A 12,379-nucleotide genomic window follows, 5' to 3' on the forward strand; every position below is an offset into this window, starting at 1 on the left:
TTAGGCCTGCGCCTCACCCACATCCGGCCCCTTGGCGGCGTCCATCCGACCGCCCATGGCCTTGAAGAAGCGGTCGTGCCCCGCGACGGGATCCAGCGGCTCGGGCGTCCGCACGATCCGGGCCAGCGCGGCTTCCGCCCGGCGGCGCGCCCCGCCCTTCAGCGAGCCGACGCCCTCGGCGACCTGGCGCATTTCGTCCATGTCGCCGTTCCAGTGGACGACGAGATCGCAGCCAGCCTTCAGGGCCTTGTGCGCGCGCTGGGTCAGCGAGCCCGAAAGGGCATTCATCACCAGATCGTCGGACAGCAGCAGACCGCCGAATCCCAATCGCTCGCGGATCAGGCGAATGGCCTTCTTCGATTGCGTGGCCGGATGTTTGCGATCGATCGCGGTGAAGACGATGTGCGCCGTCATGCCGATCGGCATGTCCGACAGGGCCTTGAACGGGGCAAAGTCCCAGGCATCCAGCGTGTCCAGATCGGCGTGAACCGTCGGCAGATCCTTGTGCGTATCCGCAAAGGCCCGGCCGTGGCCCGGCATGTGCTTGATGCAGGGCAGAACCCCGCCGGCCAGCAGCCCCTCCGCCGCCGCCCGGCCCAGCACGGCGACCGTCTCGGGGTCGACGCCATAGGCGCGGTCGCCGATGATGTCGTGGGCGCCGGGCACCGGCACGTCCAGCACCGGCAGCAGATCGACGGTCACACCGACCTCGCGCAGATCGTGCGCCATCAGACGTGCGCCCAGGCGCGTCAGCTCACGCGCCTGAGCCAGCTCGTTCGTCGCCTTCAGATAGGCGGCGCCCGGCGGATATTTCGGCCAGTGCGGCGGCCCCATGCGCTGGACCCGGCCGCCTTCCTGGTCGATCAGGATCGGCGCCTCGGGATCGCCGATGGACGCCCGCAGTTCGTCGGTCAGGGCCCGCACCTGTTCCGGCGTGTCGATATTGCGCCGGAACAGGATGAAGCCCCAGGGTCGAACTTCGGCGAAGAAGGCCTTTTCGGCCTCCGTCAGCCGATGTCCCAGGCAGCCATAGATGGCGGCGGACGTCACCGGACGATGCAGTCCCGGCCCGCCGCCTTCAGCGCATTGCAGAAGGCCACCGCCCGTTCGCGCGACAGGCCCGAGAAGGCCGTCCGGTACAGGGTCGATCCGCTGGACGAGGTCACTTCGGTCACCCGCTTTTCGGCGCCCGAGGCGTACGCGCCGAAGCGGCCGGCGACGGCGGCATATTCACGGTCCGCGATCTCGGTCGAGGAGAAGGCGCCGATCTGGACCGAGGCCGACCCGCCGGTCGCGGCCGGAGCCTTGGTCGCCGGCGTCGCAACGGGCGCAGTCGGAGTCGTCGGACGCGGCGCAGGCGCGGCCGGCGTCGCCGTATTGGCGGGCGGCAGGCCCTGTCCGATCGGTGCGGCGGTCGGCGGCGCGGCCGGACGCGGCTGGGGCGCCTCGGGCGGCGGGGTGAAGGTCACTGGCGCATCGGTCGTTTCGGTCTCGTCGCGATAGACGCGCACGCCCTCGGCCGGATCGATCGGCTGGGCGTCGATGGGCGCGGCGGTCTTCATCTCGCCGACCGGCTGACCCACGGCCGGCGGCGCGTCGGTCGAGGCACGCATGCCGGAACGGTAGAAGAAGATCACCGCAACGATCAGCAGCAGCAGGACCACCGCGCTGATGATCAATGTCACGGGCGGCGCCTTGCCTCCGCCCGAGCCGACATTGCGGCCGCTGCGCGGATCGTAGCTATTGCGGCGGAACGGCAGGTCGTCGTCGGTCGGCGGCGTATAGGCGCCCCGGCCGGGTTTATTGTCGTCTTCAAAGGACATGGTCGCGCTCCGCCGTCTGTCGGCGCGAATCGGCGCGCCGAACGATCACTCTACGCCCCCGCGTGCATCTTTCGAATCACAGATCGAGGGCGAGGTCGAGGCTGAACAGCTTCTGGTGCACTTCTATGGCGTAACGGTCGGTCATGCCGGCGATGTAGTCGCACACGGCGCGCGCCCGCTGTGTCTTGTCCGGGGTCATGGCCGGTTCGCCCCACTCCGGCGGCATCACCTCCGGCTCGGCCATGAACAGTTCGAACAGCTGCGACAGCACGCGCCGCGCCTGGCTGCGGGTTCGGTTGACGCGGTAGTGGCGATACATCCGCTCGAACAGGAACTTCCTCAGCACCGCCAGATCGACGTGCATGGCGTGCGAGAAATCCACCATTGTGCGCTTGGCCATCCGAACGTCCTCGGTCGTGACGATCCGGTCTTCCTCCAGCCGCCGCCCCGTCTCGGCCAGCACGTCCTCGACCATCACGCCGATCATCCGCCGCACCGCTTCGATGCGCAGCATCCGATCGTCGATGGCGGGATATTCGCTGCGCACCTCGGCCAACATGGGGCCGATCAGCGGCACCTGATCCAGATCGCGCAGGGTGATCAGACCCGCCTGCACCCCGTCGTCCACGTCGTGGTTGTTGTAGGCGATGTCGTCGGCGATGGCCGCGCACTGGGCCTCCAGCGAGGCGAACGTCCCCAGCCGCAGGTCCCACCCGGCCTCGCCGCCGGCCGCATAGGGACGCACCACCGACCAGGCCGGCTCGTCCAGCCGGTGCGACACCGGGCCGTTGTGCTTGATGACGCCCTCGACCGTCTCCCAGCTCAGGTTCAGCCCGTCGAACTGCGGATAGCGGTTCTCCAACTCGGTCACGACGCGGAAGCTCTGGACGTTGTGGTCGAACCCGCCGTAGTCGCGCATCTGCACCACCAGCTCGTCCTCGCCGGCGTGGGCGAACGGCGGATGGCCCAGGTCGTGGGCCAGGGCGATGGTTTCGGCCAGGTCGTCGTCCAGCCTCAGCGCATGGGCCAACGACCGCGCGATCTGCGCCACCTCCAGCGAATGGGTCAGGCGGGTGCGGTAGTGATCGCCCTCATGCGCCACGAAGACCTGGGTCTTCTCCTTCAGCCGCCGGAACGCCGTCGCATGGATGATGCGGTCACGGTCCCGCGCAAAGGCGGTGCGCGTGCGGCTGGCGGGCTCGAAAACGCGGCGGCCTTGCGTCAGGTCGGCGCGCTCGGCGTAGGAGGCGAGGTCTGTGTGGCTCAAGTCATCAACTTTGAGGCTGCTTTGATGCGGGGGCCTTTGCGAACGGCCCTGCCCGCCTCATATAGACAGCCGTGAGCACCGTCCAATCCACAGAACCGTCCACACCCGCCTTCACCGTCGCCACGCGCGCGCCGGAAGGCATCGTCCTGGCCGCCAGCGCCGCCAAGCGGCTGGCGAAACTCGGGGCGGCCGAGGGCAAGACCCTGATGTTGCGCGTGGCGGTCGACGGCGGCGGCTGCTCGGGCTTCCAGTATCGGTTCGAACTGGTCGAGACGGCCGAGGACGACGATCTGCGCATTCAGGCCGACGGCCAGACCGCCCTGATCGACCCCGTCTCAGTTCCCTTCCTGAAGAATTCCGAGATCGCTTATGTCGATGAACTGGCCGGCGCCCAGTTCGTCGTCAGGAACCCGAACGCCGCCTCCAGCTGCGGCTGCGGCGTCAGCTTCTCGATCTGACGACGGCCCAGCCGGTCGCCAGGATGGGAGAGGCCAGCAAGGCCGCAAAGGCCCAGTCCCACACCCCATCCTGCAACAGTGCGCCCACCAGCCCGATCAGGCTGAGCGCGAACAGGACGATGGGCGTGCGGAAGATGGCCCACAGGCTCAGATCACGCGGGTTATGACGGCGCCGGCTCACGCCTTCCGCCTCCCCTTGCCCAGCCACAGATAAAGACCGGACCCCAGGATCACGATGGTGGCGATGTCCAAGAGCGCCCACAGGATCTTCAGCGCCAGCCCGCCGTAGTCGCCGAAATGCAGCGGCTGCGACAACGACAAGGTTTTCACATACCAGGGCATCGGCGCCACCGCCGCCAGTTCGCCCGTCCGCGCGTCGATCAGCGCCGGCGTCGTCATATGCGTCGTCAGCGGCGTGTCGCCGTGGAAGAAGACGGCATAGTGGTGGTCGGTCGAATAGTCGGTCCCCGGAAACGCCACGAACTGCAGCTTCATGCCCGGGAGCGCCGCCTTGGCCCGCTCCACCGCCGCATCCAGCGAGGCCCGGCCTTGGGCGGGCGCCGGCGCATCGTAGGCGACGGTCAGTTCCTTCAGCGCCGTCTCTTTCCAATAGGCCAGGATGGGCGTGGCCAGGGTGTTGACCACCCCCGTCAGCCCCACCACCAGCACCCAGGCCGCCGTCACCACGCCCAGCAGATTGTGGTAGTCCAGCCACCGCGTCCGCGCCGCCTTCTTGACCCGCACCGTGCCGAACGGCAGCCGACGCATGAAGGGCGCATACAGCACCACGCCCGACACCACGGCCACGACCAGCAACAGCCCCATCGCGCCCAGAAACAGCATTCCCGGCAGACCCAGGAACATGTCGGTGTGCAGCTGAAGCAGGAACTCCATGACCGGATGACCGGCGACCAGCGGCGCGCCCTCGCCGCTGGTCTGGTCGATGGGCTCGAAACTGTATTTGCCGGCCGGGGCGTCGGGGGCGCGGCTGGTGACGTTCACCACCGGCCGGTCCTCGTCGAAGCTCATGAAGGCCGGAACCTCGCCCGGATGTTTGGCCAGACCCGCGGCCAGCACCTCGTCGAGCGTCAGCAGTCGGCCGCCCGGGTTCTTCGGGGCCCACGGCTCATGCAGCAGCGCCTCGTTCAGCTCGTGGCTGAACACCAGCGGCAGCCCCGTGACGCACAGCATCAGCAGGAACAGGGTCGAGATCAGGCTCGACCACTTGTGCGTCCAGGTCCAGGCGCGGATCGTCCGGGCGTGCATCGGCCGGCGCGGATCAGAACTCGGTGGAGACCGACAGACGCAAGGTCCGCGGCGCGCCCAGCGTCAGATAGTTCGATCCCGGATAGCCGCCGACTGCGACCCACTGATCCTCATCCGCGACATTCTCCACCCGCGCCCGCAGCGTCACCGGCTTGTCACCCGCCACGAAGGCGTAGCGCACCCCGGCGTCGAACCGGGTCCAGCTTTCCAGCTCCAGCGTATTGGTCGCATTGGCCGGCTGGGCGCCGGTGTGAACCGCCCGGCCCTCGACCGTCAGACCGCTGACGATCGGCACGTCCCACTCGACGTTCAGATTGGCCTGGAAGTCCGGCACGCCGATGGCCGACTTACCCGCATTGGCGGCGGTCAGCGAACGGTTGATCTCGGCGTCCAGCCAGGTCGCGCCGCCGATCAGACGCAAGCCCGTGATCGGCTCGCCATATACGGTCAGTTCGACGCCCTGGTTCTCCTGCTCGCCGCCGTCCGAATAGACGGCGGTGTCCGGATCGAAAAAGGCGCTGGGCAGGGTCGTGCGGAAGACGCTCAGCGTGCCGCCATATGAACCGGCGTCGTATTTGGCGCCGATCTCGGCCTGCTCGGCGCGGAAGGGCGACAGGACCTCCCCGCCGTTGATCACCGTCACGCCGTTGACCACCGCCGGCGCGGTCGTGCCCGGAACCAGGGCTTCGGCATAGTTGGCGTACAGCGAGATCGTGTCGCTGGGCTTGTAGACCACCGCGAAGGCCGGCGTCGTCGCGTCGCTGGAATAGCCCGACGTAAATGCGCCGTCGGCATAGGCATAGGATCGGGTCTCGATCTCCTGATAGCGGAGGCCGACTGTCGCCAGCACCCGTCCGTCCAGGAAGGACAAGACATCGGCGACGGCGAAACTGGTGTTCTTGACCCGCTCGGTGACGTTGGGATCATCCAGATCGCCCGAGACGCTGCCGATGGCCGGCGCCGGCGACAACAGCGGATTGGTCAGCGTCCCCATCGCATAGCCGGCGAAGCTCGACGCCGCCCAGGCGTTCTTCGACTTCGACTGGATCTGCGAGGCCGAGGCGACCAGGCGATGGTTGATCGGGCCGGTCGTCAGATCGGCGCGCACGCCGATGTCGCCAGACCACACCGTGTCCTCGCGAATATTGTCGAAGCGATAGCCGCGGATCGCGCCCGCCGCGTCGGCGCGCGGATTGGCCAGGCTGTTGTCTTCCTCGCCCTGACGCCCGCCGAAAGCGGCCCAGGCGCTGATGCTGTCGGTCAGGTCAAGCTCGCCGCGCAAGGCGCCGAACAGCTGCTTCTCGTCGGTGTAGGTCCAGCGCTGGGCGAAGTTCTTGTCGGCCGAGGGCGCGTCAGGGATGGCGGTTCCCGGCGTCACGCTGGGACGGGGCGCATCGATCCGGTGATCCTGCCAGCCCAGATCGGCCGAAAACCGGGCGCGATCGCCTCGGCGGTCCAGTCCAAGGCCGACGACCCGCAGTTGGCCGGTCTCGTCCTCGACCGAGCTCTCGCCCGCGCGGCTGGCGACGTTCAGACGCGCGCCCCATTCGCCTTCGTCGCCGAAACGGCGGGACAGGTCGGCGGCGGCATAGATCTCGTCTCGGCCCGACACGCCTCCGGTCAGGCGGGTCAGCGGGACGTCCCCCGCCCGCTTCGGCGTCAGGTTGAAGGCGCCGCCGACCCCCGTTCCGCCTGGCGCGGCGCCGTTCAGGAAGGTGCTGGCCCCGCGAAACACCTCGACCCGCTCGACCAGTTCGGCCGCCACGAACTGGCGCGGCAGCACGCCGTAAAGGCCGTTGTAGCTCATGTCGTCCGAGAAGACCGGGAAGCCGCGAACGACATACAGCTCCTGGAAGTTGCCGAATCCCTTGGACACACGCACCGTCGGGTCGTTCTGCAGCACGTCGCCGATGCCGCGCGCCTGCTGATCACGCACCAATTTTTCAGTGTAGTTGGCGGTCGAGAACGGCGTGTCCATCACGCCCAGATTGCCCAGCAGGCCGACCCGTCCCCCGCGCGCCACCTGACCGCCCGCTGCCGGCGAGGTCAACCGCACCTGCGATCCCGTCACCACGATCTCGCCCAGCTCCGCCGGAGCCGTCGCCTGCTGCGCCAGGGCTGGCGAGGCGAGCGTCATCGCAAGGGCGCTGGCTGTCAAAAGAACGGAGGCAAGGCGAAGGCAGAGCATTTTGATACGCATTCTCAAAATCAAGTTGCGCGTCCCTAGCCCGATCGGTGGGCGCAATGCAATCCGCCGCGCCCGCGACATATTGCATTTAGCCCTTTTCCTAATTAGGAACGTCGCTATGAACACTCTGTTCAAGGCCCTGTCGCATCCGGTGCGCCGCCGCATCATCGCCATGCTGCGCGCCGGTCCGCTGGCCTCCGGCGATATCGCCGCCGCCTTCGACATAAGCTGGCCCACCATCACAGGTCACCTCAACGCCCTGAAGGAGGCCGGTCTGGTCAGCCCGGAGCGCGAGGGCCAGACCATCCGCTATCGCCTTGAAATCTCGGCGGTCGAGGAGGCCATGGCCTTTCTGATGGATATTGTCGGGACCGGCGAAGCGACCGCCCCCCTGCCCCAGCCCTCAAAGGAAGCACGCCGATGAAGTATCGCTTGAGCCTGCTGGACTATCTGACACTCGCCGTCTTCGGCGTGCAGGCGGCGTTCGCCCTCTATATCGGCGTCAACGGCCCGACGACGCCCATGCCGATGCACTGGAACGCGGACTGGCAGGTTGATCGCTGGGGCGACCGAGTGGAGTTCGCGACCTTCGCGGGCGGCATGGCGGTGATCGGCTTCATCGCCGCCGCCGGCCTGGGTCTGGCCGCAATGCGCGCAGAGGACCAAGGCGACGCCTCACGGCGTCGCTCGATGCGGATCGGCAAGGGGCTGACCGTGTTCATCGTCGCCGCCATCGGCCTGATCATCGCCTGGGCCAGCCTGGGGCACGCAACCGTCGACAGCGGCCCCGCCGTCATGACCGGCGCCTTGTCGCTGATCCTGCTGGTCACCGGCGCCTTCCTCGGACGTGTCGCGCCCAATCCCCTGATCGGCGTGCGCACGCCCTGGAGCTACAAGAGCCGCTTGGCCTGGGACCGCTCGAACCGTCTGGCCGGCCGCCTGTTCTGTCTGGTCGGCCTGGCCGGCCTGATCGCCGCGCCGCTTGCGCCCCCGCCCTACGGCGTCACGGCCCTGGTCGCCGCCGTCATCGTCGTCGCGGGTCTTTCGATCTTCGAGAGCTGGCGCGTCTGGCGCGCCGATCCCGACCGCCAACCCTTCTGAAGGAGACTGCCATGCTGACGCTGACCCACGCCCTTCTCGCCGCCAGCCTGCTCGCCGGCCCGGTCTCGACCGACATCGCCCTGCCCGCCCAGCCCGCGCCCTTGCATGGCACGCTGCTGACGCCGGAGGCGCCGACGGCCGTCGCCGTCATCCTGCCCGGCTCAGGCCCAACCGATCGGGACGGGAACAGCCCGATGGGCGTCGCCGCCTCCACCTACCGGCTGCTGGCCGAGGGCCTGGCGGAACAGGGCGTCGCCACCGTCCGCATCGACAAGCGCGGCATTGCGGCCAGCGCCGCCGCCGGGCTCGATGAATCCAAGCTGCGCTTCGACGACTACGCCGCCGACGCCCGCGCCTGGGCTGCCGAGGCCGCCTCGCGCGCCGGAAAATCCTGCGCCTGGCTGATCGGCCACAGCGAAGGCGCCCTGGTTGCGCTGAAGGCGGTCGAGGGCGGAGACGACAAGGTCTGCGGCCTGATCCTGCTGGCCGGCGCGGGTCGCCCAGCCGGCGCAGGGATTCGCGAGCAGCTACAAGCCGGCCTGCCCGAGCCGATGAAGCCCCAAGCCTTCGCCGCCCTGACCGAGCTCGAGGCCGGCCGCACCGTCGCCGACACGCCGCCTGCCTTGGCAGCCCTGTTCCGCCCGTCGGTCCAGCCCTATCTGATCTCGTGGCTGCCGCTGGACCCCGCCGCCCTGCTCGCCGCCTACGACGGCCCGGTCTTCATCGGCCAGGGGACCACCGACCTCCAGGTCACGGTCACGGACGCCCAGGCCCTGGCCGCCGCCGACCCAAAGGCCACGCTGAAACTCTGGGAGGGCGTCAACCACCTCCTCAAGATCGCCCCCGCCGACCGCGCCGCCAATCTGGCCACCTACGCCGACCCGGCGTTGCCTCTGGCCCCCGGCGTGGCGCAGGACGTGGCGGCCTTCATCAAGACGAACGCCGCCCGCTGAATTCGCTGGCGGCCGCCGAACGTTCTGACGGCCAAAAGGCCTGCAAACAGGCACTCAGAAAGTCCGCCAAGGTTGGTTGGCGGACTTTCAACGGCTCAGCCTTTAGGCAGAATGCCCCGTTCCTCCAGCCAGGTTTCCAGCAGTCCGGGCCAGACCGTGTCCGGGCTGTGGTTCCGCCGCAGACCGAAGGCATGCCCACCGGTGGAGAACAGATGAACCTCGGCCGGAACCCCGGCCTGATCCAGTGCTCGCGCGTAGAGCGTGCTGTTGCAGATTTCATTCGTCGGATCGTCCCACGCGGCGATCAGAAAGGTTGGCGGAGCCTCTTGGGTCACCTTCAGCCCGGGATCAAAAACACCGCCGCGTCGGCAGATGTGGCCGGGGAAAAAGGCGATGGCGAAGTCGGGCCGGCTGCTGACCTGATCGATCTCATCGACGGGGGAATAGGCGGGCTCGAAAATGTTGCTCGTCTGCGCGACCAGATAGCCGCCGGCCGAAAAGCCCATCACCCCGATCTTGGTAGGATTGATCTGAAGTTCCCGCGCCTGTGAGCGGACCAATCTTACGGTGCGCTGTGCGTCCTGAAGGGCACGAGGCACTCGCGGCGTCACGGCCCGGCCGAGGTCGTCATCCCAGTAGTGATTGCTACGCGGAACGCGGTACTTTGACAGGATGCAGGTGACGCCTCGCGCAGCGATCCAGTTGCAGATTTCCGTCCCCTCGACGGTAACTACCACCGCACGGAATCCTCCGCCGGGAAAGACGACGACTGCCGCCCCGGTGTTTTTGCCCTGCGGTGGGAAGACAGTCATCGTAGGTTCGGTCACGTCGAATACGGCTTGGGACACGTCGCCATCAACGGCTTCGGGCGTCCTGCGCGTCAAGACGCTCTCGGAAGGCTGGCTCACGTCTTCCATGTCCGGCGCGCCATTCGGCCAGATCGGGATTTGGCGGGCGCCCCCCGGAGCTTGCCAGACGCCTGTTGTGCGGCCTTCCGCGACAGCTTGTGCCGATCCGACGTCAGAACCGCGGGTGACGGCGAAGCCGCTCGCGAGCACTGCCGCCCCGATAAGCCCTGCCAGAGCCATCCATGTCCGCCGCAACATCGAACCCCTCGCCTGACGCGATATCCGGCCGATAATTACGCGCTGAATCTTTGGCGCGAAAGCTTTACGAATCGGTCAGACCAGACCGCGCCCCGGATCGGCTGGCGGTACGGTCCGCCGCGGGTCGATAGCGGCGCCCGATCGCCCTCCTCAGATGTCTTCCTCCTCCGCCTCGCCCCGCGCCTCATCCGCCAGGGCGAAGAACCGTTCCCGCACCTCGGCCGCGAAGGGGTTGTCGCGTTCGATGGCGCGGAAGACGGCGGGGCTGTCGTGGCGGACCATGTCGACGGCCTGCATCAGCCGGTTGAAGCTGGCGGTGGTCATGCGCGTCGGCAGGGGCTCCATGGCCATCAGGACGCGGGCGATCAGATGGGTCAGGCCCTGCACCGTCGCGGCCTCGCGGTCATGGTCCTCGGGACTGACCTGAAACACCTTCAGCCCCAGCGCCCGGCGGCAGAAGGCGGCAACGCGGCGGGCGTCTTTCGCCCCCCTCACCTCGCACACGGCGATCCGCAGGCCCGCGATGCCGTCCTTGCCGCTCTGAGGGCCGAACAGCGGGTGGGTGCCGACGATCCGCACGCCGGGCGGCAGCAGGGTGTTCATCGCCCGCGCTGGCTTCACCTTCACCGAGCTCACGTCGATGACCAGGGCGGCGGGCCTCAGGAGCGGGCCGATGGCGACCAGCGTCGCCTCCAACGCCTCGACCGGCACGGCCAGCACCACCGTGGGACAGGCGGCGGCGATCGCCAGATCGGTCAGGGTCGCGAAACCTTCGCCTTCGCTCGCCGCCGGATCATGCGCCAGGATATCGAACCCGGCCGACAGATGCCGCGCCGTCAGCCGCCCAAAGGCGCCAAAGCCGATCAGGCCGAGCGTTTCCCTCACAGCGTCTCCATGAACCGCACCGGCCGCCCGTGCGCCGATCCGATCAGTTCGCCGTCCTGCATCACCACCCGGCCGCGCACGAGGGTCGCCATCGGCCAGCCGGTCGCCTCGACCCCGTCGAACGGTGTCCAGCCGCAGCGCGTCGCCTGCTGATCATGGGTGATCGTCCGCTTGGCCTTCAGATCGACGATGGTCAGGTCGGCGTCATAGCTGACGGCCATCCGCCCCTTGTTCGCGGTCCCGAACACCCGCTGCGCCCCCGCCGAGGTCAGGTCGATGAAGCGCTCCAGCGACAGCCGCCCATTGGCGACATGGGTCAGCATCAGCGGCACCAGCGTCTGCACCCCCGGCATGCCGGACGGAGAGGCCGGATAGGGCTTAGCCTTCTCCTCCTTCGTGTGCGGCGCGTGGTCGGAGCCCAGCACGTCGGCGACGCCCTGCTGCATTCCCCACAGCCACAGGGCATCTACGTGCTCCTGCGACCGGATCGGCGGGTTCATCTGCGCATAGCTGCCCAGCCGCTCATAGGCTTCCGGTCCGACCAGGGTCAGGTGCTGGGGCGTGATCTCCACGGTGGCGACATCTTTGTGGAAGCGCAGATACTCCATCTCGTCCCTGGTCGTGACGTGCAGCACATGGATGCGCGCGCCCGTCTCCTTGGCCAGGCCGACCAGTCGCCGGGTCGAGCGGATGGCGCTTTCGGCGTCGCGCACCTCGGGGTGGCTGGTCCAGTCGCCGGTGCGGGCCAGACCGCGACGCTCGACCAGACGGTATTCGTCCTCGGAGTGGAAGGTGGCGCGGCGGCGCACATTGGACAGGACCTTGCGCACCCCCTCGTCGTCGGCGATCAGCAGGTCCCCGGTCGAGGCGCCCATGAAGACCTTGACCCCGCAGCAGCCGGGCAGCCGCTCAAGCTCGCCCAGATAGTCCGCATTCTCGTGCGTGCCGCCGACGTAGAAGGCGTGGTCTGTCCACATCCGATCCTTCGCCCGCGCCAGCTTGTCGGCCATGGTGTCGGGGTCGGTGGTGTTGGGATTGGTGTTCGGCATCTCGAACACGGCGACGACGCCGCCCAGGGCCGCCGCGCGGCTGCCCGTCTCCAGATCCTCCTTCCACTCCAGCCCCGGCTCGCGGAAATGGACCTGGGTGTCGATAACGCCGGGCAGGACCGTCAGGCCCTTCGCGTCAAAGGTCTCGCCCGCCGGGGCCTGGCTCAGGTCGCCGATGAAGGCGATCTTGCCGTCGATCACCCCGACATCGGCCATGCCCCGCCCCGCATGGTTCGCCACCTCGCCGCCTCGGACGATCAGGTCATAGGTCTGGGTCATGGGG

The 12,379-nt window shown here is 68.2% G+C and carries 12 protein-coding genes and 1 pseudogene; 4 read left to right on the plus strand and 9 right to left on the minus strand.

Features of this window, described 5'->3' with window-relative positions; translation table 11 throughout:
* The 3 genes from nagZ to O2K97_RS13150 form a co-directional block, all read right to left on the minus strand.
* Entirely contained in the window at positions 1-1,050 is a 1,050-nt protein-coding gene (nagZ, locus tag O2K97_RS13140; RefSeq protein WP_269219605.1) for a beta-N-acetylhexosaminidase, read from the minus strand.
* The gene (locus tag O2K97_RS13145) at positions 1,047-1,823 is read right to left on the minus strand and encodes an SPOR domain-containing protein (RefSeq protein WP_269219606.1); all 777 of its coding nucleotides are present in this window, start codon (positions 1,821-1,823) and stop codon (positions 1,047-1,049) included. The genes nagZ and O2K97_RS13145 overlap by 4 nt, the downstream gene beginning before the upstream one ends.
* A 76-nt stretch (positions 1,824-1,899) precedes the next feature.
* On the minus strand, positions 1,900-3,090 hold the full coding sequence (locus O2K97_RS13150) for a deoxyguanosinetriphosphate triphosphohydrolase (RefSeq protein ID WP_269219607.1): 1,191 nt from the start codon (positions 3,088-3,090) through the stop codon (positions 1,900-1,902).
* A 140-nt stretch (positions 3,091-3,230) separates the two neighbouring features.
* Here O2K97_RS13150 and erpA point away from each other — a divergent pair, with 140 nt between their 5' ends.
* A complete protein-coding gene (gene erpA / locus O2K97_RS13155) occupies positions 3,231-3,548 on the plus strand; it encodes an iron-sulfur cluster insertion protein ErpA (protein WP_039245694.1) in 318 nt (105 codons plus the stop codon).
* Here the strand turns inward: erpA and O2K97_RS13160 are convergent.
* The 3 genes and pseudogenes from O2K97_RS13160 to O2K97_RS13170 all read right to left on the minus strand — a co-directional run bounded on the left by O2K97_RS13160 (position 3,532) and on the right by O2K97_RS13170 (position 6,951).
* The gene (locus tag O2K97_RS13160; protein ID WP_269219608.1) at positions 3,532-3,729 is read right to left on the minus strand and encodes a hypothetical protein; all 198 of its coding nucleotides are present in this window, start codon (positions 3,727-3,729) and stop codon (positions 3,532-3,534) included. The two genes, erpA and O2K97_RS13160, sit on opposite strands and share 17 nt — an antisense overlap.
* Positions 3,726-4,918: pseudogene (locus O2K97_RS13165) on the minus strand (PepSY-associated TM helix domain-containing protein). The gene O2K97_RS13160 and the pseudogene O2K97_RS13165 overlap by 4 nt, the downstream one beginning before the upstream one ends.
* The gene (locus O2K97_RS13170; RefSeq protein WP_419466065.1) at positions 4,828-6,951 is read right to left on the minus strand and encodes a TonB-dependent receptor; all 2,124 of its coding nucleotides are present in this window, start codon (positions 6,949-6,951) and stop codon (positions 4,828-4,830) included. The pseudogene O2K97_RS13165 and the gene O2K97_RS13170 overlap by 91 nt, the downstream one beginning before the upstream one ends.
* Before the next feature lie 169 nt (positions 6,952-7,120).
* Between O2K97_RS13170 and O2K97_RS13175 the strand changes: the two genes are divergently transcribed.
* The 3 genes from O2K97_RS13175 to O2K97_RS13185 are packed head-to-tail and all read left to right on the plus strand — an operon-like array spanning position 7,121 to position 9,056.
* A complete protein-coding gene (locus O2K97_RS13175) occupies positions 7,121-7,426 on the plus strand; it encodes a metalloregulator ArsR/SmtB family transcription factor (protein ID WP_269219609.1) in 306 nt (101 codons plus the stop codon).
* Entirely contained in the window at positions 7,423-8,103 is a 681-nt protein-coding gene (locus tag O2K97_RS13180; protein ID WP_269219610.1) for an SdpI family protein, read from the plus strand. The genes O2K97_RS13175 and O2K97_RS13180 overlap by 4 nt, the downstream gene beginning before the upstream one ends.
* Positions 8,104-8,114: 11 nt before the next feature.
* On the plus strand, positions 8,115-9,056 hold the full coding sequence (locus tag O2K97_RS13185; RefSeq protein ID WP_269219611.1) for an alpha/beta hydrolase: 942 nt from the start codon (positions 8,115-8,117) through the stop codon (positions 9,054-9,056).
* A 95-nt stretch (positions 9,057-9,151) separates the two neighbouring features.
* Here the strand turns inward: O2K97_RS13185 and O2K97_RS13190 are convergent, their stop codons facing one another.
* The 3 genes from O2K97_RS13190 to O2K97_RS13200 all read right to left on the minus strand — a co-directional run bounded on the left by O2K97_RS13190 (position 9,152) and on the right by O2K97_RS13200 (position 12,375).
* Entirely contained in the window at positions 9,152-10,144 is a 993-nt protein-coding gene (locus O2K97_RS13190) for an alpha/beta hydrolase (RefSeq protein WP_269219612.1), read from the minus strand.
* 168 nt (positions 10,145-10,312) lie between these two features.
* Positions 10,313-11,047, minus strand: a complete 735-nt coding sequence (locus O2K97_RS13195) for a prephenate dehydrogenase (protein WP_269219613.1) — start codon at positions 11,045-11,047, stop codon at positions 10,313-10,315.
* Positions 11,044-12,375: a dihydroorotase gene (locus O2K97_RS13200; protein ID WP_269219614.1), complete on the minus strand. Its 1,332-nt coding sequence runs from the start codon at positions 12,373-12,375 to the stop codon at positions 11,044-11,046. Before O2K97_RS13200 ends, O2K97_RS13195 begins: the two co-directional genes overlap by 4 nt.
* Between the last annotated feature and the right edge of the window lie 4 nt (positions 12,376-12,379).

This window comes from Brevundimonas vesicularis, assembly GCF_027105095.1.
GTDB lineage: Bacteria > Pseudomonadota > Alphaproteobacteria > Caulobacterales > Caulobacteraceae > Brevundimonas > Brevundimonas vesicularis_E.